The following is a 21780-nucleotide window of genomic DNA, read 5'->3' on the forward strand; positions in this document are numbered from 1 at the left end:
CCTTCAGGCCCGCATAGGACAGCACGCTGTCGGTGACCGCGCGCCGCTCCAGGCCAAGCTTGAGGGCGGCGGGGCCGAGCTTCGGCGTCCATTGCAGGCCCCCGACCACGGTGGTGTGGCCAAAGCCGGCCGGGGTGATCCCGACATCGCCGGAGAAGCCCTCGGACTTGAAGCCGACCTTGAAGCCGACCCCGGAGACCTGAGGCGTGGTGGAGCGCGCCACCACCGGGACCGGCGGGGTCTGGAGCTTGCCGGCGGCGACCTCCAGGGGCGCCGTCCCAATGCCGGCGGCGGTGAAGCCGCCGCTGGTCCCGGCGCGCAGGGTGGTCGGCGTCACCTCGGCGCTGATCCGACCGCCGAAGGCCGGGGCCGAGACGCCCAGCCGGGTCTCGATCTCGGTCACCCGGCTGGTCCCGGCGTCGCCGCTGCGGGCGCGGACCTCGAAGCCTGCGTCCGTGGCGATGGCGTGGTCTTCAGCCAGGTCGTCCAGTTCGGCGGCGATGCGGCTCTGCAGGGGCGCATCGGCGGCGATCATCATGGGCGCCTCGCCGAAGCTGGGCAGCAGGCCCGCCAGCCCGCGCTTGGCCGAGGGCGCGGCCTGGGGATAGGCCGGGATCGCCGGGCCTTGCCCGCGCGCCTGCATCGGGAAGGACGCCGGCTGCAGGGCCGGTCCGTACAGGCTTTGCGGGGCGAACGGGTTGCTCGCCGCCCGGCCTTGGGCGAACGGATTGGGGCCTAGCGCCCCGCCGACCAGGATCGGGTTCTGGGCCAGGGCCTGGCCGGGGACGCCGGTGGGTGCGCCGGTGGGGCTGAGCGATTGGGCGGTGCGGAACGCCCGGGCGGCGGCCCGGTCGTGGCCGCGGGCCTTCTCCATGCGGCCCAGTTCGAAATAGAGCTCGGCCTTGGCGGGCGCGGCCTTGAGGCCAAGCGAGAGGCGTTGCTCTGCGCGGCCCCAGTCCTCGGCGTCGATGGCGGCGCGGGCGGCCTCCAGCAGGACGTCGGCGTCGGTGGGCGACATGCGGACCAGGGCGTCATAGACCTGGGCGGCCTGGGCCTTGAGCCCCCCGGCCTGGCAAAGCCTCGCCAGGGCCGCGGTCAGGCCCTTGTCGCCGGGCGCCGTATTGAACGCCGACGACAGGGTGTCGAAGGCGCCCGCATAGTCCCCGGCGGTCCGCTGCTGGTCGGCCTTGCGCACGGCGTAGCCGGTCATCAGGCTGGTCAGGGCGGCCTGGTCTTCGCCGCCGCGGGCCTGGGCCTTCAGCGCGGCCAGCATCTGCTCGGCGGCCAGGTCCTGGCCCGAGGCGGCCAGCACCTCGACAAAGCCCGCCCCATCGCCGGGGCGAGCCCCGGCCGGCAGCGGCGCTTCAGCGGCGGCGCGGGCCATGGCGCCGGCCTGGTAGGCGTCACCCAGGTCATAGAGGGCGAGCGCCAGGCGCGAGCGGGCGGCGAAGTCGGCGCCGGCCGCATCGGCCTGGCCCCGCAGCAGGATCACCGCCCGGGTGGTCAGGCCTTGAGCCGCCAGGGCCTTGGCCTCCTGGATGGAGCCGTCCAGGGACAGGCGGCGGGCCAGGGCTTTGACGTCGGCGGTCCGGCGGTTCTCCGGGATGCGCCGCAGGATCGAGGCGGCTTCAGTCAGGCGGTTGCGCGAGGCGGCGTAGAGGGCGGCCGCCGACAGGGCGTCGGGTCCGGCGTTGGCGCCCGACAGGGGCGCGGCCACGGTCGCCGACTGGGCCGCATCGCCATGTTCGGCCAGGAACCGGGCGTAGTCGTAGCGGATCCAGGGATCGTCAGGCGCGGCCGCCAGGGCGTTGGCCAGGGCCGCGCCAGCGCCGAAGCTATCACCGGCCTCCGCGAGCTTGGCGGCGCGGATCCGCTCGATGCGGGCGGTCAGGCCCCGGGCGGCGGGACCGTCCAGGCCGGTGGCCAGCTCCCTGGCCTCGTCCGCGCGTCCCTGGTCGATCAGCACCAGGGCCAGGCCCTGGCGCGCCTCGGCCCGGTCCGGCGCCTTGGCGAGCGCGGCGCGGAAGGCGGCTTCGGCCTCGGCGGGCTTGCGCTGGGCCGACAGGATGTCGCCCAGCAGCAGGTCCGCCTCGACCGCATAAGGCAGGTTGCGGGCCGCCAGCTTGCGAGCCTTGGTCTCAGCCTCCGCCAGACGGCCGGCCTCGCGGGCGTCGGCGGCGACCCGGAGGTTTGCGAAGAAGTCCGCCGCCTCATAGGCCTCGCGCCAGCCCGCGGCGTTGGGGCCTTGGACCGCGCGCGCCAGCAGGTCACGGGCCTCGGCGAAGCGCTGTTGACGCAGGCGCACGACGCCCAGGCCGCCAGCCGCCTCGCGGTCCTGGGCGCTGGCTTTCAGGGCCTGGCCGAACAGACGCTCGGCGCTCCCGAGGTCGCCGCTGTTCAGGGCCTGGAAGCCGTCGGCGCGCAATTGGCCGCCGGCCGGGGCCGGAGCGGCCTTGGCGGTCGGCTTGACCGCCGCCGGCAGGGCCTGGCCCTGGGGCGCGGGCAGCGGGGCGGCGGCCTGGACCTCGATCCGCGGCGCGGGCGCCGCCTGGAAGGGGCTCAGGGTTCCCGCCTGGGCCACAGGGGCCGGGACCGCCTTGGCGAGGGCTGCAAGCCGAGGATCGCCCGGCCGGGCGGCGGCCAGCTTGCCGGTCCAGATGGCCGCGCCCATGGCGTCGCCCTTGGCGCGGGACAGGTCGGCCAGCTGGTAGAGCACCTCCGGCGCGTCCGGTGACAGGGCGAGCGCCCGCTTGAGAGTGGCCTCGGCCTGGTCATTGCGGCCCTGGCGGCGCCAAGTCTGGGCCTGGCGGACGAGGGCTTCAACCGGCGAGACCACCTGGGGCGCGGCGCGGGGGTCGGCAGCCTCCGGCGGGGCCGTGCGGATCGGCAGGTCGCCGAGGGTCACCGGCGCCTGGTCTGGCAGGCGGACGATGGGCTGGGCTTGCGCCTGGCTGGCCAGGGCGGTGGCGAGGGCGGCGACCGCGGTCGCCGGGATGAGGGTGCGCGGGGACATCAGAAGTCTCCCAGATCAGGGTTCAGGTGAGGGTTCACGCGGCGGCGCGCGTGGGCGTTCATGGCGCGCGACACCAGGAGGGCGAGGGCCAGGGCCAGGATCAGGGCGCCGGCGGTCAGGGCCATGGGATGCAGGTGCATCCACCACAGGGCGGCCAGGTGCGGCGGCAGCTCGCCGATCCAGGCGGTCCGGCCCACCTGGAAGGCGCTGACGCCCGCCGGGGTGGAGACCGCCAGGTCGCCGTGGGTGGCCGCCGCCCGCTTGGGATCGTCCAGGTCGTAGACGAGGCCGGGCAGGTCCTGGGGATTGGCGGCCAGGACCGCGACCACGACCCGGTCGGCGCTGACCGGGGACAGCCAGCTGGCCAGGCCGGTGAAGCGGGGGCTGGCGGCTGTGACACCTTGGGCGTCGCGGGCCTGGGCCGAGCGGTCCTCGCCGCCCAGCAGCCAGCGCACGGCGGGCGCCGCGGGGCCGAAGCGGTTGAAGGCGCGCAGGCCGTCCTCGCTGGCGGCCGTGACCGCGAGCTCGCCGCCTTTCAGCGAGACCGGAGCCCCGCGGAACAGGTCCGTGCGGACTTGCGAGAGGCTTAGAGGGCCGACGACCAGGACGTCCCGGTCGGCGAGCGGGGTTCCGTCTGTCGCCCGGGCGAGACGGACCGACAGCACCGGCGCGCCGGTGGACGCGCCCGCCCGGGCCATCACCGCGAACAGGGCCTCGATCTCCGGGGCGGTGATGTCGGGCGACACCAGGACCAGGGTCTCGGAGAGATCCGCGCGACGGGTGAACGGGAAGCCGGCGCTGACGAAGCTGGCCAGTTCAGGGAAGCGGGCGAAGTGGTGCGCGCCGGTCAGGTCGATGCGGCTGTCTGGGTCGATATTGGCGTGGACGTCGCCGGGGATTTCGCCCGCGCAGGCGCCGCGCTTGTCGACCCGCAGGTCGTAGTAGAAGCCCAGCCGGTTGCGAGCGAAGAGGTCATAGGCCGGCAGGTCGACGTGGGTCTTGCGCCGCATCAGGCCCGGCCCGACCAGATCCTCCGCCTTCTCGGCCAGGGCCGAGGGCTTGAGGGGCAGGGACCCGAGATAGCGGTCGTTCAGGGACACATCGAGGCGCGAGGTCCGGTAGTCGACCCAGTCGCCGCGGGGATAGCGGTAGTCCAGGTCAAGGCGCGCGGCGCTGCGCGGCCACAGGAACAGGTCCGGGGCGACGCGCAGGTCGGCGGTGAGCACGCCGGGGCGCAGGCCCGCGCCCTGCAGGGTCAGGGGATCGGTGATCTCGCCCAGGCGCACGCTGCGGCCTGAGGGCGCCCAGCGGGGGGCGTCATAGGCCAGGCGCTGGGACGGCGCGGTCAGGCTGATCCGCGCCGAGGCGCCGCTGAGCGCCTTGGGCGCGGCGGCCAGGCCGCGGGCGGCGGTCAGCACCTCGGCGTCGTCGCGGCCGGAGACCAGCAGGATCACACCGAAGGGATCCGACGGATTGCGGGCCAGGGTGACCCGCGGGCCGTCGACGTCGGGCAGGCGCACGCCGCCCACCATCTCGCCGGCCCGGCCGATCACCACCGTATCGCCGGTGGGGATCGCGCCCAGGGTCACGGCGAACTTCAGCGGGCGCAGGTTGGCCTGGACCCCAAAGAATGAGGCGACGGCGGCGCCGGCCTGCAGCTGGCGATTGGTCGGCGGACCGGCATAGACCATCTGCACCTTGGCCGGCCGCGGGTCGGTGAGGTTGAGGAAGGGGGCGGGCAGGCGGTTCAGGTCCGGCTGGCCCGGCGTCCGCTGCAGGGTCAGATCCAGGCTGGAGCGGACATTGCTGACGTCGGCCCACAGGGACGAGTGCAGCGGGTCCTCGCAGTCGCGGGTGTAGTGGCCGACGAAGCGCACGTTCAGCCGGTTGGTGGCGCGGAACAGGCCCGGATCGATGGGCAGGTCCACCACCACCCCGCCAGAGCGGTCCGGGGTGAGCTGGATGTTGGCGATGATCTCGCCGTTCAGGCTGACCACCATGTGGCTGAGGTCGGTGAGCAGCTGGGGCGAGTAGGCCATGCGCAGCCGCAGGTTCGCGCCCACCACCACCTCGTCGGGCCGGATCTCGAAGGGCACGCCGGCCTCACCGTCCACGCCGCGCAGGCGCAACGGATAGTCGGCGCCCAGGTCCTTGAGGCTGAGCGAGACCTTGTAGGTCCCAGCCGGCGCGGCGGCGGGCGCCAGGTCTTGCGCGGCGGCCGGCTTGGGCGCGCTGAGCGCCAGGGCGGCGAGGCTGAGGCCCGCGACACCCGCAGCGGCCAGGCGGCGGCCAGTGGGCCGGGTCCGGCGCTTACGCCGCACGCCTGGGCGGGCGTTGCGCCACAGGAGCACGGACAGGCTTGCGCGGCACAGGTCCAGGAAGGACTGGGCGGCGGTCCAGCGGGGTTGGTCGGCCGGAACCGGCCAGGCGTCGGCCCGGCCCAGCACCACCCGCACCAGCTCCCGACGTTGGTCCAGGGCCATGGGCCGGAACTTCAGCCGGGTGCGCAGGTCCTCACGGCCGCAAAGCTGGACGGGGAAGCGCACGGTCCGCTCGCCGCTGGGCAGTTCGACGGCGACGACGGCGCCCGGGCGGGCGCGTTCACGGGTGATGACCGCCAGCCCGCCCATGGAGATATCGCGGGTGCAGCCCATGACGATGGAGCCGTCCTCATAGATCAGCTTGGCGGCCAGCTTGGCCTCGACCCGCACGGCGCCGCGGACCTGGCGGCTCTCGCGACCCACCGAGATGGCGGTGAAGACGATCAGCAGATTGAACAGGGACCAGGTGATGTTCAGGGCGATGGTCTGGACTTCCGACGCGGACGCATGGCCGAAGGTGGCGCGCCACAGGCCGTGGGCGACGCCGGCCAGCAGCAGGGCGGCGGTGATCAAGAGCGGCGTCAGGATGCGGACGTCGAAATAGCCCTCCCGCAGCAGGCCGCCCTTGTCCGTGACGTTGAACTTGCCGCGCTTGGGATCGATCAGCGGCAGGAGGCTGGGCAGGACCAGGTGGAAGGAGAGCAGGGTCTCGTAGACCTCGCCCCAGAAGGCGCGGCGGTCGCGGCCGTGCAGGCGCTCGTTGACCAGGAGCGATATCATCAGGTGCGGGACGGCGTAGGCCGCAATGGTCAGGGCCGAGGCGCCCACGATCTGCTGGCCGAACAGCAGGAAGGCCAGGGGCGCGGTCAGGAACACGATCCTGGGCAGCGGGAACTGGAAGTGGGTCATGGCGGCCAGGTAGCAAAGCCGCTGGGCCAGGCTCAGGCGGCCGCCGATCAGCGGGTTGTCCACCCGGAAGATCTGGGTCATGCCGCGGGCCCAGCGGGCGCGCTGGCCCACATGGATGGAGAGGCGCTCGGTGGCCAGGCCCGCCGCCAGGCGCAGGTTCAGATAGGCGGTGTTCCAGCCCTTCTTCTGCATTTTCAGAGCGGTGTGGGCGTCTTCTGTGACGGTCTCGCCGGCGAAGCCGCCGACCGAAGTAATGGCCGAGCGCCGGATCACCGCGCAGGAGCCGCAGAAGAAGGCCGCGTTCCAGAAGTCGTTGCCGGGCTGGACGACGCTGTAGAACAGGTCCCCCTCGCCGGGGATGTCCTTCACGGCGAACACGTTCCGCTGGATGGGGTCGGGGGAGTAGAAGAAGTGCGGGGTCTGCAGGAGGGCCAGGCGCGGATCGGCCTGGAACCAGCCGGCGGTCATCTGCAGGAAGGCCCGGGTGGCCACGTGGTCGGCGTCGAAGATGCAGACCAGCTCGCCGTTGGTGAGCTTCAGCGCGTTGTTGAGATTGCCGGCCTTGGCGTGGAGGTTGTCCGCGCGGGTGATGTAGTTGACGCCGACCTGTTCGGCGAAGGCCTTGAACTGGGGCCGGCGGCCGTCGTCCAGGAGGTGAATGCGCCGGCGGTCCGGCGGGTAGTCGATGGTCAGGGCCGCCAGGACGGTGTCCTGAACAATCTCGAGGCTTTCATTGTAGGTGGGGATGAAGATGTCGACGGTGGGCCAGGTTTCGGGGGCGCCCGCCAACGGCCGAACCGGCCGCTCCAGCGGGCGCACGGTTTGGAGGAAGCCCAGGATCATGACGAACCAGGCGTAGACTTCGGCGAGATAGAGGCCGGTCCCCAGCACCAGGGACAATGGCCCTGAGAACTGCAGGGTCTCGGTGGTCCGCCACCACAGGTAACGGGTGCCCATGGCGGTGGCGATGAAGGCCAGGGTCATGGTGATCAGCGGCGAGGCGCTGCGGGACAGGGCCAGGCAGGCCAGGAAGGCGGCCGAGCCGAAGATCAGCTGGCCGCGCAGGTCCAGGCTGACCATGGCGGTCAGGGCCAGGAGGGCGACGCCCAAGAGGATGGCCGGGCCGGTGAGGATGGGCGGCAGCACGCGCTTGGCGCGGTAGAAGCTGTCGGTGGCGAAGGTGGCGACGCTCATCAGCGTTCGAGCCTCTTAAAGAGATCGGTAAGGAGGACGTCGTCGGCCTTGGCCGGCGGCGGGGCGTAGCGGGCGAAGGCGTCCGCGGGCTTGGGCTGAGCCTGGAGCGGTGGCGCGCCCGGCGGCGCGGGGGGCTTGATCGCCTTGGGCGGCTTGGCGGGCGGCTCCATCGCCGGCTCGGTGGGCGCTGGCGGCGGCTGGAGGATCGGGGCCGGAGCCAGTTCGTCGATGCCGAACTCCCGGTAGTCGATCTTCACGCCGGTCTGGCGCTTGAAACTCTCAACGTCGGTCATGTCCCGTCGTCCTCGACGGCCGCCCGGAATGGACGGCCTGTGGCGGACCGGGGAAGCGGCGCTAGCGCAGCCTTGAGATGTCGGAAGACCGTTCCCCCAGTCCGCTGATGGGGTTAACGGCGACGCTCTGACCCAACCCTGTTGGGGTTGTTCATCTGGCGGACAGGAAGGGATTGCGGGGTCAGGGGCCGGCCTGGAGGCGGCTCAAGGGGCGCCCGCTCAGGTGGCGTTGGTCAATTGTAAAATAAGGTGAAAAGGTGGCGAGCGGTGGCCGCGCCCCCGCCTTTGCGGCGCGGGCGCGCGCCCGAAACAGCTCAGCTGTCCGTGACCCGATATGGGTATCGGGTCGGAATTCCGTTCATCTTTAGGGGCGGAGCGCCCGCTCAAGCCCGGCGCAGAGGGGGCAGGGGATAGGCGCCGCTGGTCAGCTCCGGCCGCGGGAGATAGGCCCGCAGATTCAGCAGCATCGGCCGGCCGCTGGTGGGGGCCGGCAGCCAGTTGGCCTTGAGCGCGCCCTTGGGCGGCTTGGGCGAGATGATGACTTCAAGCCGTCCGTCCGGCCCGCGCAACAGGCCCGGTGTCCGGTCGCCGATGGCGTAGCGGTCGATGGGGTTGTCGATCAGGAAGGCCTGCCCCTGGGGTGTGACCTCATAGACAGTGAGCGACCAGAAGGCGTCGACCGGCAGGGGCTTGACCGGAAGGGCGAGCTTCCAGGCCTTGGTGCTGTCCAGCTCGGCGCGGCCATCGGGACCTAAGGGACGCAGATAGAGCGCCTCGTCGAGGGGCAGGCCAGCCAGGCCCGACAGGGCGATCTGGGCGCGATAGAGATAGTCCTGGCCGAAGTCACCGAGATTGGGGCGCGGATAGATCCAGCCCCCGCGGACGATCGCGCTGTCGTCGCCGCCCTTGGCGTCCTCGAGCGCCTTGGACAGGCCGGCGGTGATCTCCTGGCCCTCGGCGGCGGTGAAGCGCGCAGGATCAAAGCCCCCGGCCAGGCTGACGCCCAGGGCCTTGGTCTCAGCGAACAGCCGGGCGTCGGTGGCCGGCGGCGGGCTCTCCAGCACCAGGGCCTGGATCGTGCGGAACACGTCGGGCCATGCGGCGTTGCGGCCGGGTATGGGCTGGGCTTTGCGGCCAACTGGCCCGCTGATCTTCAGCCCGTCCTGGACCGCATGGGCGCCGGCCAGGTCGGCCGGGCCATCCACCAGGGTCCGGGCCAGGATCCAGACCCAGTCGGTGGGCGAGTGGATCACATTGGGGCCGGGCGCTGCGTGACCGGGGCCCGCCACCGTGAACACCCCACCGTCCGGACCGGTGGTCCGCGTGCCCAGCACCGCGAAGTTGTTGCTGTAGGGATCCATCAGGGCGACCGACAGATAGCGGTCGCCGCTGGCCGGCAGAGTGACCTGCACGGGGCCTGAGGACAGGTCGAGCCAGCCGCTGGAATAGAGGGTGTCGTTGTTGGGCTGGGTGACGGTCTGGGTCTTGGCGGTGGTGAGCGTGCGGCTATGGCGGAAGGTGTTGGCCACCAGGCCGTTCCTGAAGGCGCGCGCCCGCGTGGTCGCGGTCTCGATCAGCGGAAGGCCGTAGATGGCCATGCGCCGGGCGGCCTCGCGCAGCGACAGGGTCGGGGCGGCGAAGGCGGGGCTAGCTGCGCCCGCCGCGAGACCGGCGATCAGGGCGCGGCGATCAATCATGGCGGCTGGCGGCATGCTATTCCTCCCTAAACTCTGCGCGGCAATGAAGCGGATGCGCCGCGCTCGGGCAAGTGTATTGGGTCCGATTGTCTGACATTTGTTTTTCGCGCGGCTGCAGGTAAGTTGGCCGCGACTTCGCCGAACCAGGACGCCATGACTTCCGAACCGAAACGCGCCGGCCGCCCGGCCCGCAAGAGCGCCCAGACCCTGGACGCGCGGCTGTCCGAGACCCTGATCCGCGAGATCATCGAGAACAAGTACGCCCCCGGAGACTGGCTGCGCGAGCAGGAGATATCAGACCGCCACGGCGTCAGCCGCGCCTCGGTGCGCGAGGCCCTGCGCAATGTGGCGCGGGCGGGCTTCGTCGAGATGCAGCCCTGGCGCGGGGCCCAAGTCACCCAGGTGGGCCTGGATGAGCTGATCGAGATCTTCGTGCTGCTGGAGGATGTGTACGCCCAGGCGGCTCGTCTGGCGGCGGCGCACTTCCCCGAAGCCCTGTTTCCCCGCCTTGAGGCGCAGATGGCGGAGCTGGACGCCGCGCTCAAGGCGGGCGCGTCCAAGGCCGAGCTCTGCAGCAAGTCCTTTGAGCTGGGGCGATTCATCGGGCGCCACTGCGGCAGCCGGATGTCCTATCGGATGCTGATCCAGGTGGGCAGCCTGGCGCTCTGGCAGCAGTTGCTGCTGACGCCCGGTACGCCGCTGGCGGTGGAGCAGTCGGCCCATGCCCACAGCATCCTGGTCAGCGCCATCAAGGCCCGGGAAGGCGAGGTCGCCGCCTCCGCCGCGCGGCTGACCACCCTGATCACCCGAACCTCTCTGATCGCCGAGAACGGCCCGGTGTCTGCGCCCGCGACCCTGGGCGCCAAGCGCCTTGAGCGGCGCCTGCGCACCGCCGGCTGACTTTGCTGTTCCCGCCGCGCGCCTGGGCCGCAAGCTGCGGCTTGCGTCAGGCTGCGGGCTGGCCTAGTAAATTGTCAGACAAAAATTGGCGACCGGGGAGGTTCCGATGCGATTTGGCGGTCTGGCGACGATTCTGGTGGCCTTGGGTGCGTTCGGCGCGGGCGCCGCGCCAACCGCCGCTCAAGCGGCTGGCCCGGCCTGTTACGCGGCGCTCCGCTACTCTGACGCCCGGCGCGGCGTTTCCGTCCTGATCCTCAAGAACGGCAAGCCGATCTGCGAGGGCTATTCCGCCCAGGGCGGACCGGAGGCCGGCTTCGAGATCTGGTCCGGCACCAAGAGCTTCTGGGGGATCGCCGTGGCCGCCGCGGTCCAGGACGGGCTCCTGTCCCTGGACGAGCCGGTGGCCAAGACCGTCACGGAGTGGGCCGCGGACCCCGTCAAGTCGACGGTCACCCTGCGCCAGCTGCTGACCCTGACCAGCGGGCTGACCAGCCCGCCGGGGCGCGCCATGCCCTTCGCCGAGGCTGTGACCTGGCCCTTCAAGGCCGCGCCCGGCGAGGCCTTCATCTATGGCGCGTCGCCCTACCAGGTGTTCGGCCTGGTCCTGCAGCGCAAGCTGGCCGCGGCGGGGCGCCCGTCAGATCCGCTCAGCTATCTCAAGGCCCGGATCCTGGATCCCATCGGCCTGAAGCCCACCGATTGGCGCCGCGCGCCCAATGGCGACCTCTTGCTGCCGCAGGGCGCGGTGCTGACGGCGCGGGAGTGGGTGAAGTTCGGCGAGTTCGTACGGGCGCGTGGCGTTGTCGGCGGCAAGGCGCTGGTGGACCCAAAGACCTTTGACGAGCTGTTCGTCGGGACCAAGGCCAACCCGGCCTATGGCGTCACCTGGTGGTTGCCCCGTCCGTCCAACACTCCGCTGGCGCCGACCGCTGCGGTGGACCTGTCCCTGCACGCCTCTGAAGTGCCCTCCGACATGGTGGTCGCGGGCGGGGCGGGCGATCAGCGCCTGTACGTGGTCCCCTCCCAGGGCGTCACGGTGGTGCGCCAGGCCTATTTCACCCCGCAGATGGTCCTGGCCGTCCGGGCCGAGGCCAAGGCCGGAAACAAGTGGTCGGACGCGGAGTTCGCCAAGCTGGCCCTCGCGGCGGCTGCGGAGGTGAAGTGATGATTGTCCGGTGATCCATAGCCGGAGGGCGGGTGGGTCACCTGTCAGAAATCCTGGTTTTTCCATTCAGAAATAAGCCGGTGCGGCCGATGGCGCCTATGCGCTACCAGCACCGGCGAGCTTGCGTCGCGCGCCATCTTGGATGATCGTCAGACAAAAGGTGCGTTCATTTAAGCATCTCCGGGGCGACAGGCCCCGACAGCGTTAGGGGGAAGACATGCGTTATCTGTTGTGTGGAGCCGCTGCGGCGGCGCTTCTGGCCGGGCCCGCGGCGGCCCAGGCGCCGGCGTCCGGCGAAGAGGCTATGGTCAGCGAGGTCGTGGTCACGGCCCGCCGCAAGGAGGAGAAGGTCCAGGATGTTCCCGCCGCCGTGACGGGGATCTCCGCCGAGCAGATGAAGGATCTGGGCGGCCTGAAGGACATCAAGGACCTGTCCTACATCCTGCCCGGCCTGTCCTTCGTCGACACCGGCAACATCAACGCCGAGAACAACATCCGCGGCGCTGGCGCGGGCACCGCTCGGACGGCCGGGGTGGACTCGCCCATCGCCGTGCTGCGCGACGGCGCCTCGATCACCGGTGGCGTGATCGGCGGCCGCACGTTCACCCGCCTGGACCTGTTCGATGTCGAGCGCGTCGAGGTGACCCGCGGCCCGCAGGGCGCGCTCTATGGCGTCAACGCCGTGGGCGGTGTGATGCAGGCCATCAGCCAGCGTCCGAAGTCGGAGTTCGGCGGCTCGCTCGGGGCGGTCTATTCGCCGGAGATCGAGCGCCGGCAGATCGACGCCATCCTGAACGTGCCGGTCCCGGCGGCCAATCTGGGCCTGCGCCTGGGTGTGCAGGACGTCCAGCGCGAGGACGGCTTCTTCAGAAACGTCTACACCGGCAAGGCCGGCGACCTGGAAGAGTTCCGCGCCGTGCGCCTGGCCGCGGAGTGGAACCCGCTGGACAGCCTGCGGGTCTTCATGGTCGTCGACCAGTCCGACGAGCTGTCGACCTCCAACCAGGTCAAGAGCGTCAACGCCAACAATGACAAGAGCCTGGCGGCCACCGCCTTCGGCCCGCCGGACATTGACGGCCCCTACGCCTATGCGGCCAACACGACCAATGACGTGAACCGCAATGTCTCCAGCTTCAACACTCAGGTCGAGTGGGACACGCCGATCGGCAAGCTGACCTCGGTCACCATGCTACGCAAGCGCACCACCCTGTTCTCGCAGGAGAACGACCAGTCGGCCCCCGGCTACGCCTCGCCGCCGTTCCCGGCCGCGACCTGCGCCACGCGGGTCTGCTCGACCCTGTTCGCCGACGAGACCGAACTGGCCAGCCAGGAACTGCGCCTGGCCGGCGACTTCGGCGATGCGGTGACCTGGATGCTGGGCGCCAACCTGTCGGGCAAGCAGTCTGACTTCTTCACGATCCTGGACGGCCGCACCACCTCCGCGGTGAACCTCGCCCCGAGCCCGACCGCCAACATCGCCAGCGTGTCCAAGGAAGAAGAGCTCCAGAAGGGGGTCTTCGGGGTGCTGAGCTGGCAGGCGACCGATGCGCTCACCCTCGACGGCGCGGTCCGCTACAACAACGCCGAGAAGAAGAACGACGCCTACACGGTGGCGCGCCAGCTCGGGGCTCTGTCCTGCGTGGCCAACTATGTGGATCCGCTGCGGGTCTTCGCCGCCAATCCGGCCTGCGTCCGCTCCCGCGCCCTGATCAACGACACGTTTGAGAACGTCGCCCCGTCGGTCTCGGTGAAGTATGAGATCGCCGACAACTTCCGGGTCTTCGGCTCGGCGGCCGTGGGCTATCGGGCCGGCGGCTTCAACGGCAACTCGGTGCTCGATCCCAAGATCGCCGCCAGCTACCAGCCGGAAAAGAACGTCGCCTTCGAGGCCGGCGCCAAGTTCGAGCTGGCCGGCGCCTTCTTCACGGTCACCGCCTTCCAGAACAACTTCAACGACCTGCTGGTGACGGTGGACTCCATCGGCCCCGACGCTGTGTCGCGGAACTACCGGTTCAACGCCGGTGAGGCGAAGACCAAGGGCGTCGACTTCGAAGTGTTCGGCGGCCACCGCTTCGGCCCGGGCCTGGGCGGGATCAGCTATAACGGCGCCATCAACTACCTGACCGGCGAGATCGACAGCGGCCCCTACAAGGGCCAGAAGGTCGAAGGCTCGCCCGAGTGGACCTACACCGCGGCGCTCACCTATCGCCGGCCGCTGGTGAAGGACTGGCGGGTGGTGACCTCGGTCTCCTATCGCGGCCAGCGCGGCGGCTACACCAACACCACCAAGATCAACAATCAGGTGAAGCTGGCCGACTTCGACGTCTTCAACGCCTCGGTCGGCGTCGACAACGGCCGCTGGCGCATGGCGCTGGAGGCGCGCAACCTGTTTGACAAGACCTATGTGACGCTGCGCGATCCGACCCGGGACGTCTATGGCGACCCCCGGGAGATCCGGCTGAGCCTCTCCTACGCCTTCGGGTCTGAGGCGCGGTAGCGGCGCAAAGGCTCGCCGGCGGAAGGGGAGAGCCCGCCGGCGAGCTGCTGATTTGAGGACCTGGCGCATGAAGACCTGGCTTGGCGGACTGGTGGCGGCCCTGGCGCTCGCGGGCGCAGCCCATGCGCAGGAGGGGCCAAAGGCCCGGATCGATAGCGGCGTCCTGGCCGGGGCGACCGCCGAAGGGGTTTCGGTCTTCAAGGGCGTCCCCTTCGCCGCCCCGCCGGTCGGCGCGTTGCGCTGGGCGCCGCCGGCCCCGGTCGCCGCCTGGAGCGGAGCGCGCGACGCCACCGCCTTTGCGCCGATCTGTCCGCAGCCCGCGCGCCCAGACGGCGTGCTGGCCATGGGCGCCCAGGCCCCCAAGAGCGAGGACTGCCTCTACCTGAACGTCTGGGCGGCGCCCAAGGCGAAGCAGGCGCCGGTTATGGTCTGGATCCACGGCGGGGCCTTTCGCTTCGGCTCCGGCGTTGGCCCGATCTATGACGGGACCCGGTTCGCCCAGGACGGCGTGGTCCTGGTCACGATCAACTATCGGCTCGGAGCTCTGGGCTTCTTCGCCCATCCGGCCCTGACCAAGGCGGCGCCGCCCGGTGCGCCGCTCGGCAACTACGGCCTCATGGACCAGCTGGCGGCGCTGAAGTGGGTGCAGGCCAATATCGCCGCCTTCGGAGGCGACCCGAAGAACGTCACGGTGTTCGGGGAGTCAGCGGGCGGCTCCGCGATCCTGTCGCTGCTGTCCACGCCGGCGGCCAAGGGTTTGTTCGCCAAGGCCATCGTCCAGTCCGGCGGTGGCTGGCAGGCGCGCACGAACCTTGCTCAGGCGGAGACGGCCGGTGTCGAACTGATGACCAAGGCGGGCCTCGGCGCCGACGCCTCGCTCGAGGCCATGCGCGCCCTGCCGCCCGAAGCCCTGTTCGACTTGCCCAAGGGGATCGGCTCGGTGGGTCCGTTCCAGGACGGACGCCTGATCAACGACACCCCCGCCGAGGCCTTCACCTCCGGTCGCGCCATCGATGTGCCGCTGCTGATCGGCTCGAACAGCTACGAGGCCTCGTTGCTGAAGGCCTTCCCGCTACCGACCGCCGCGGTCCTGGCGCGTCTGACGCCAGCCCAGAAGGCCGCCTATGCGGACTTGCCCACCGACGAGGACCGGGTCGATGCAGCCTATACCGACCTGGTGATGGGCGCGCCCGCGCGCTGGGTCGCGGGGCAGGCGGCCAAGGGCGCGCCGTCCTGGCTCTACTACTTCTCCTATGTGCCCACGGCTCAGCGCGGTCGGGCCAAGGGCGCGCCGCACGGGGCGGAGATCCTCTACGCCTTCGCCACCGGCACGAAGCTCGCGGGCCGGTTCAGCTCGCCGCAGGACCAGGCGATGGAGACCCTGGTGCACGGCTGCTGGGTGGCCTTCGCCAAGACGGGCGCGCCGGCTTGCCCCGGTCAGCCGGCCTGGCCGGCCTACAACCCCGGCGCCGACACCCTGATGGAGTTCGGCCTGGAGAGCGGCCTGCGGCCCCAGTTCCAGAAGGCCCGCCGCGCCGCGGCCGAGAAGGCCTCGGGGCGGTAGCGGAGGTCGATACGCGGCTTGCAAGACCAATCAGTCTGATTATATTTCAATCATTGCGATTGGAGCCAAGCATGACCGCTGAAACGAAGGTTCTGACGGCGCATGTGCCCCTAAGCCTGGCAGAGAAGGTCGAGGCGATGGCGTCTCGGCTGGAGCGATCCCGCGGATGGGTCGTCAAGCAGGCGCTCGCCGCTTGGGTCGATCAAGAAGAAGAGCGTCACCGCATGACGCTCGAGGCCCTGGCTGATGTCGACGCGGGGCAGGTCATCGATCATCAGGCGATCAAGGCCTGGGCCGATAGCCTTGCAACGGATGCCCCGTTGCCGCCGCCTAAGCCGTGAAGACCCAATGGACCGGAAGGGCGTCCTCCGATCTTGTGCGGCTGCATGCGCACTTGAGCCCGGTGGCGCCGCAGGCGGCGGCGCGGGTCATTCGAGACCTTTCGCACGCTCCAGACCGGCTGCTCGACTACCCGCGTCTCGGCGAGAAGCTCGATGCCTACCTGCCGCGTGAGGTTCGCCGGATTATCGTGGGCGACTACGAGATCCGTTACGAGATCGCTGCCGGGACCATCTTCATACTGCGACTTTGGCACTGCCGTGAAGCGCGCAGTCCCGACGCCGAGTAGCCGCGCGGACGAACCCTGGATTCAAGGTATCGAGCGCTTGTCGTTGACGAAGTCGACGTCCGGGTTCTCGCCGACGAACATCGAGATCGCGTCCACGTGCAGGTCCTTGCCGCCCCAGGGCGGCGGCGCGACGGCCGGGGCCGGCAGGAAGGCGGCCTTCCAGGCGGCGTAGTCGTCGAACCAGAACTCGGCCACGCGCGGATATTCGGCCCGCTCCGAGACCGCCTTGTAGAGGGCGTAGCGCTTCACGCCGGGCCGGGCGGCGGCCATCTTGGCGTAGGTGGTCTCGTACCAGGCGTCGCCGTCGGCGGCGCTGACCCCGGCCGGATAGCGGAAGAACACCACCCAGCGCAGATAGGGCGTCTCCTTGGGCGGCGTGTCCTTGGACACGAACACCGTCTGCGGGTTCACTGGAATGCTGGCGGTGGTCGAGGTGAAGGGCGGGTTGGCCCAGCCGCCGGGCGGCGGGGTGAAGGAGTTCAGGCCGCCATAGATGTTGTTCGGCCGGGTCTCCTGGAAGTCGGCCAGGCTGTCGAACTGGATCTCGGTCATCCGGCCATAGAGCAGGGGATAGGCCGCCTTGGCTTCCTCCGGCGGCAGGTAGGACCGGAAGGAGATGTAGTTGCGCTGCCAGGCCTTGTAGGCGCGGCGCACCTGCGGGGCGTGGAAGGTCATGTACCAGCGGTCCAGCACCAGCTGGTCGGTTCCTGGTTTCAGGTCGACCAGGATGTAGTGCTTCATCGCGCCCACGGCGAAGGCCGGCGTGGCGGCGGCAAGGGCTGCGGCGGCGGTCAGGCCTAGGGCGAGGCGGCGGGTCAGGGACATGGCGGATCCTCAGGCGGGCAGGGCGAGGGCGACGAGGCGGTGCGGCTGTCGGCGGAAGCCCATGCCGCAGACGATGAACTGGCGGCCGTCCGTTTCATAGGTCATGGGCGGACCCAGGGTGTGGCCGGGCAGCTCGATTTCCGCGACGATCTCGCCGGTCGCCTTGTCGTAGGCGCGCAGCACCTTCTTGGCGTAGCGCGGGTCATGCGGGCCTTCGCCCACGAACAGCAGGGTCTTGGTCACCAGCGGTCCGGTGCGCCCGGTGGAGCCGACCCAGCCGAGATTGAACGGCTTCATCGCCGGGCTGTCGGTGGCGCCAGGACCATTGGGCCGCATCCAGAGATGCTGGCCGGTGTTCAGGTCGATGGCGGTGATGCGGCCATAGGGCGGCTTCAGCAGCGGCAGGCCGCGCGGGCCGGTGACCACCCGCGAGCTGCCGGCGATCTCCTCGGTCTCATTGGCGCCGGCCACCCGCTTGCCGGTCTCATCCAACGCCATGGAGGCGATGGACGAGGTTGAGGGTACGAACAGCACGCCGGTCTGTGGATCGACGCCCGCGCCGCCCCAGTTGGCGCCGCCCACCCAGGCCGGGGTCTGGATCGTCGGCTGGGTCCCGAATGGCGTGAAGATCGGACCCCACTTGTAGTTGGCGAGAATGGCCTCAGCCTCCGCCCGGATCTCCGGAGTGAAGTCCACCAAGAGGTCGGCGCTCATGCCCGGATGCTCGAAGGGCTTGGGCAGGGTGGGGAAGGGCTGGGTGGGCGAGGTGCGTTCGCCCTTCAACTCGCTCTGCGGGACGGGCCGTTCCTCGATCGGCCAGACCGGCTGGCCGGTCAGGCGGTCGAAGACGAAGGTGAAGCCGGATTTGGTGACCTGGGCCACGGCCTTGATGCGTCGGCCGCCGACCGTGATGTCGACAAGGTTCGGCGCGCAGGGCAGGTCGTAGTCCCAGATGTCGTGGTGCACGAACTGGAAGTGCCAGCGGCGCAGGCCGGTGCTCGCGTCCACGCAGATCAGCGCGTTTCCGAACAGATTGTCGCCCGGACGGTCGCCGCCATAGAAGTTGTTCGTGGGGCAGGTGCCGGGCAGATAAACGAGGCCGGTCTCGTCGTCGGCCGTGAAGGGCGCCCAGACGTTGGCGTTGCCGTTGCGGTCGGCCGAGCCGCCCTCCCAGGTGTCGTAGCCGTAGTCGCCTTTGCGCGGCACGGTGCGGAAGGTCCACTTCAGCGCGCCGGTGCGGACATCAAAGCCGCGCACGTCGCCGGGCGGCATCTCAGCGATCACAGGGCGGTCGTGGATGTACTGGCCCACGATGACCACGTCCCTGCAGATGACCGGCGCTGAGGTCGTGCCGAACAGATCGACCGGATCGCGGGCCAGGGGCCGGCTCAGTCCAATGGTTCCCAGGTCCACCTCGCCGTTCTGGCCGAAGCTGGGCACAGGCTTGCCCGTAGCGGCGTCGAGGGCGATCAGCCGATTGTCGCCGGTGGCGATGATCACCCGGGCGTCGTCGCCCTCGCGCCAGTAGGCGACGCCGCGGTGGATCAGGCCCTTGCTGGTGAAGGCGCCGTGCTTCCAGGTCCCCGGATCATAGAGCCACAGGGTCGCGCCAGTGACGGGATCGATCGCGGCCACCTGGCAGAAGGCCGTGGAGACGAACAGCTTGCCGTCGACCATGATCGGGGTGGCCTGGAATTCGCCCAGCGGCAGGCCGGGATTGGCGGCGCGCACCGCGTCATCGGGCGAGGCCCAGGTCCAGGCGACCTGCAGATCCTTGGCGTTGCCGCGGTGGATGCGATCCAGGGGCGAATACTTGGTCCCCCGATTGTCGCCGCCATAGACCGGCCATTCACCGGCCTTGCGAGGCGCGCCTCCGCCACCGGTCGCGAGACTGGCGCAGCCGGGCAGGAGGAAAAGGCTGGCCCCGGCCAGCAGCAGTCTGCGGCGGTGCGGCCCTTGCGGCGCGGCGGTCGAACGCATGACGATCCCCCCTTGAGACGTTTGTTCAGGATAGGTCGCAGGCTGGGGGCTCGCGCGCAACAAGATTGTCAGACATTTTTGATGTCCAGGTCGACATATCCTTTCGCAAGCGCGACAATTGTAGACATTGCGCCCTGCTTTTCCAGCTTAACCGCACAACTCGCGCGGGCGGCTCGCATCTCGGCGACAATCCCTTGTGCGGCAAGGGGTCGCGGCGGGTTTCCCTAGGGTAGGTAAACGCTCGTTAAGGCTTCTCGCGCAATCCCTGGTTTGAGGACGCGCTATCTTGAGCCGGCGACGGCCAAACCTGTGGGTGAGTTATGTTCAAGACCATTGCTGAACAGCGGGCGTTCGGTCACCGGCTCATAGGCGGTGTCCTGTGGGGGCTCGTCCTTGCGGTCACCGGCGCCGCCCTGCTTCTGAAGGGACCCTGGCTGGCCTTGGGGCTCGGCGCCGCGGCCCTGGCCGGCGGCGCGACCCTGGCGGGCGCCTCTGACAAGGACGGCGCGGGCGGCCGCATGGCCATCGCCGCGGCGCTCATGGGCCTCGTGTCCCTGATGGTGGCGGCCTTCAAGGGGCATCCCTGGCAGATCGACCTGCACATGGCCTATTTCGCCGCCCTGGCTGCCCTGGTGATCTATTGCGACTGGCGCGCGATCCTCGCCGGCGCCGCCGTCGTGGCCGTTCACCACCTGACCCTCAGCTTCCTGCTGCCCGCCGCCGTGTTCCCCGGCTCCGCCGGCCTGGGTCGGGTCATGGTCCACGCCGTGATCCTGATCGCGGAAGCGGCCATCCTGATGTGGGTCTGCCAGAGCATCGTCGGCATGTTCGCCGTCTCCAGCGAGGCGGTGTCCCGCGCCGAGGCGTCGCTGGACACGGCGCAGAAGGCCATGGCCGAGGCCGAGGCTGCGCACCATGCCGAGGAACAGGCCTCCCAGGATCGGGCCCGACTGCAGGCCTCCGTGGATCATGAGCGGGCCCAAGTCACCGAGAGTCTGGCCGATGGCCTGGCCCGGCTGGCGGATGGCGACCTGTCTCATCGCCTGAACAACGCCTTTGCGCCCCAGTTCGAGAAGCTGCGTCACGACTACAACGCCGCGATCTCGCGCCTTGAACAGACCATCGCCGCCATCAAGGCCTCGACCACCGGCATGCACTCCAGCGTGCGCGAGCTGGACCAGGCCGCCGCCTCGCTGTCGCGCCGCACCGAGAACCAGGCCGCCAGCCTGGAGGAGACCGCGGCGGCGCTCGACGAGATCACCGAAACCATCAGCCGCTCGGCCGGCAACGCCAAGCGCGCCGCCCAGGTGGTGTCGACCGCCAAGACCGGCGCTCACGAAAGCAATCAGGTCGTCTCAGACGCCGTCGCCGCCGTGGGTGAGATCGAAGCCTCCTCGGCCCAGATCGGCCAGATCATCGGCGTCATCGACGAGATCGCCTTCCAGACCAACCTGCTGGCCCTGAACGCGGGTGTTGAAGCCGCGCGAGCCGGCGACGCCGGCAAGGGCTTCGCGGTCGTGGCCTCGGAAGTCCGGGCGCTCGCCCAGCGGTCCGCCGAGGCCGCCAAGGAGATCAAGTCGCTGATCGAGGCCTCCAGCGAGCAGGTCGGCGCCGGTGTGCGTCTGGTTGGCCTGACCGGTGAGGCCCTGCAGCGGATCGCCACCCAGGTGAACGAGATCGACGGCCTGGTGGGCGAGATCGCCTCCTCGTCCCAGGAGCAAGCCTTGGGCTTGGCCCAGATCAACTCGGCCATCAACCAGATGGACCAGGCGACACAGCAGAACGCGGCCATGGTCGAGGAGTCCACTGCCGCGACCCGCGCCGTCGCCCATGAAGCCCAGGCCCTGGCCGAGGCGACGGAACGCTTCCGGCTCAGCGCCGGCGCGGGCCGGCCGGCCCTGAAGATGGCGTCCTGAGTTCGGGTTGCGGCGCACAGTTTTAGTGCGCCGCAACATCAGTCCAAGGCCGCTACGGCCCCAAGTTTGTTGAGTGAGGCCCCGCCTAAGCTTCTAGGGCGCCGTAGGGTGAATGTAGATTCGGACGTCACAATCTGAATTCACCATGAATTGGCGTGAGAGTGGGCCGTTGCTGCAGCTTTCTCGAGAATCTTGGGTTAGGTAACCGGTTTCCTAACGAATTTTTCCTTGTGCGGTCTCGCCATTTTCAGTGCGGGTGACTATGGCGTTGGCCATCCGGGTCCGGCCTTGTCCGGCGTCACCAAGGAGTTGCGAGTTTGTCCCAGGCCACGTCGATTCCGGGCCTTGCCCCTGCGCCGACCAAGCACGCCAAGCTGGTCCAATGGGTTCAAGACATTGCGGCCCTGACGCAGCCCGACCGGGTCCATTGGTGCGACGGTTCTGACGCCGAGTGGGAGGCCCTGACCGCCGAGCTGGTCAAGAGCGGCACCCTGAAGCCGCTCAATCCGGAAAAGCGCCCCAACTCGTTCCTCGCCGCCTCCGATCCGCGCGATGTGGCCCGAGTAGAAAGCCGCACCTTTATCTGTTCGCAGGACCCGGCCGACGCCGGCCCGACCAACAACTGGCTCGAACCCGGCGAAATGCGCGCCGACCTGCAGGACCTGTTCAAGGGCTGCATGAAGGGCCGCACCATGTATGTGGTGCCCTTCAGCATGGGCCCGCTGGGCTCCAAGATCAGCCAACTGGGCGTGGAGATCACCGACAGCGCCTATGTCGCCATCTCGATGCGGGTGATGACCCGCATGGGCAAGGGCGCCCTGGACGAGATCGGCGAAGACGGCTTCTTCGTCCCCTGCGTCCACTCGGTCGGCATGCCC

General features: G+C 69.9%; 13 protein-coding genes and 1 pseudogene. 8 read left to right on the forward strand and 6 right to left on the reverse strand.

Annotated elements, in window-relative coordinates; all coding sequences use genetic code 11:
- From ACE3TA_RS22265 to ACE3TA_RS22280, 4 genes are all read right to left on the reverse strand, one after another.
- On the reverse strand, window positions 1-3013 hold a 3013-nt coding region (locus ACE3TA_RS22265; protein WP_374576518.1), incomplete at its 3' end, for a tetratricopeptide repeat protein.
- On the reverse strand, window positions 3013-7437 hold the full coding sequence (bcsA, locus tag ACE3TA_RS22270) for a UDP-forming cellulose synthase catalytic subunit (RefSeq protein ID WP_374576519.1): 4425 nt from the start codon (window positions 7435-7437) through the stop codon (window positions 3013-3015). The genes ACE3TA_RS22265 and bcsA, both read right to left, overlap by 1 nt.
- Entirely contained in the window at window positions 7437-7730 is a 294-nt protein-coding gene (locus tag ACE3TA_RS22275; RefSeq protein WP_374576520.1) for a hypothetical protein, read from the reverse strand. The genes bcsA and ACE3TA_RS22275 overlap by 1 nt, the downstream gene beginning before the upstream one ends.
- A gap of 383 nt (window positions 7731-8113) precedes the next feature.
- Window positions 8114-9442 carry a DUF1254 domain-containing protein gene (locus ACE3TA_RS22280; protein WP_374576521.1) on the reverse strand — a complete coding sequence of 443 codons (1329 nt, stop codon included), beginning with the start codon at window positions 9440-9442 and terminating at the stop codon, window positions 8114-8116.
- A 138-nt stretch (window positions 9443-9580) separates the two neighbouring features.
- Between ACE3TA_RS22280 and ACE3TA_RS22285 the strand changes: the two genes are divergently transcribed.
- The 6 genes from ACE3TA_RS22285 (at window position 9581) to ACE3TA_RS22310 (ending at window position 16181) form a co-directional block, all read left to right on the forward strand.
- Window positions 9581-10327, forward strand: coding sequence for a GntR family transcriptional regulator (locus ACE3TA_RS22285; RefSeq protein ID WP_374576522.1), 747 nt, complete (start codon window positions 9581-9583; stop codon window positions 10325-10327).
- Window positions 10328-10433: 106 nt separating this feature from the next.
- The gene (locus ACE3TA_RS22290; RefSeq protein ID WP_374576523.1) at window positions 10434-11492 is read left to right on the forward strand and encodes a serine hydrolase domain-containing protein; all 1059 of its coding nucleotides are present in this window, start codon (window positions 10434-10436) and stop codon (window positions 11490-11492) included.
- A gap of 217 nt (window positions 11493-11709) precedes the next feature.
- A complete protein-coding gene (locus tag ACE3TA_RS22295) occupies window positions 11710-13989 on the forward strand; it encodes a TonB-dependent receptor (RefSeq protein ID WP_374576524.1) in 2280 nt (759 codons plus the stop codon).
- Window positions 13990-14056: 67 nt separating this feature from the next.
- Window positions 14057-15553, forward strand: a complete 1497-nt coding sequence (locus ACE3TA_RS22300) for a carboxylesterase/lipase family protein (protein WP_374576525.1) — start codon at window positions 14057-14059, stop codon at window positions 15551-15553.
- Between the two features lie 71 nt (window positions 15554-15624).
- Window positions 15625-15894, forward strand: coding sequence for a CopG family ribbon-helix-helix protein (locus ACE3TA_RS22305; protein WP_374576526.1), 270 nt, complete (start codon window positions 15625-15627; stop codon window positions 15892-15894).
- Complete coding sequence (locus ACE3TA_RS22310; RefSeq protein WP_374576527.1) at window positions 15891-16181, forward strand: type II toxin-antitoxin system RelE/ParE family toxin; 291 nt, start codon at window positions 15891-15893, stop codon at window positions 16179-16181. Before ACE3TA_RS22305 ends, ACE3TA_RS22310 begins: the two co-directional genes overlap by 4 nt.
- A gap of 21 nt (window positions 16182-16202) precedes the next feature.
- On the opposite strand, the gene ACE3TA_RS22315 is transcribed toward ACE3TA_RS22310, so the two are convergent.
- Both ACE3TA_RS22315 and ACE3TA_RS22320 read right to left on the reverse strand, forming a co-directional pair.
- The gene (locus ACE3TA_RS22315) at window positions 16203-17006 is read right to left on the reverse strand and encodes a hypothetical protein (protein WP_374576528.1); all 804 of its coding nucleotides are present in this window, start codon (window positions 17004-17006) and stop codon (window positions 16203-16205) included.
- Window positions 17007-17015: 9 nt separating this feature from the next.
- A complete protein-coding gene (locus ACE3TA_RS22320; protein ID WP_374576529.1) occupies window positions 17016-18986 on the reverse strand; it encodes a pyrroloquinoline quinone-dependent dehydrogenase in 1971 nt (656 codons plus the stop codon).
- A gap of 320 nt (window positions 18987-19306) precedes the next feature.
- Here ACE3TA_RS22320 and ACE3TA_RS22325 point away from each other — a divergent pair, with 320 nt between their 5' ends.
- Together ACE3TA_RS22325 and ACE3TA_RS22330 are read left to right on the forward strand one after the other, a co-directional pair.
- Window positions 19307-20902, forward strand: a complete 1596-nt coding sequence (locus ACE3TA_RS22325; RefSeq protein WP_374576531.1) for a methyl-accepting chemotaxis protein — start codon at window positions 19307-19309, stop codon at window positions 20900-20902.
- A 317-nt stretch (window positions 20903-21219) separates the two neighbouring features.
- Window positions 21220-21780 (forward strand): annotated as a pseudogene (locus ACE3TA_RS22330) (phosphoenolpyruvate carboxykinase); the annotation flags it as partial.

This window comes from Phenylobacterium sp. (assembly GCF_041916435.1).
GTDB lineage: Bacteria > Pseudomonadota > Alphaproteobacteria > Caulobacterales > Caulobacteraceae > Phenylobacterium.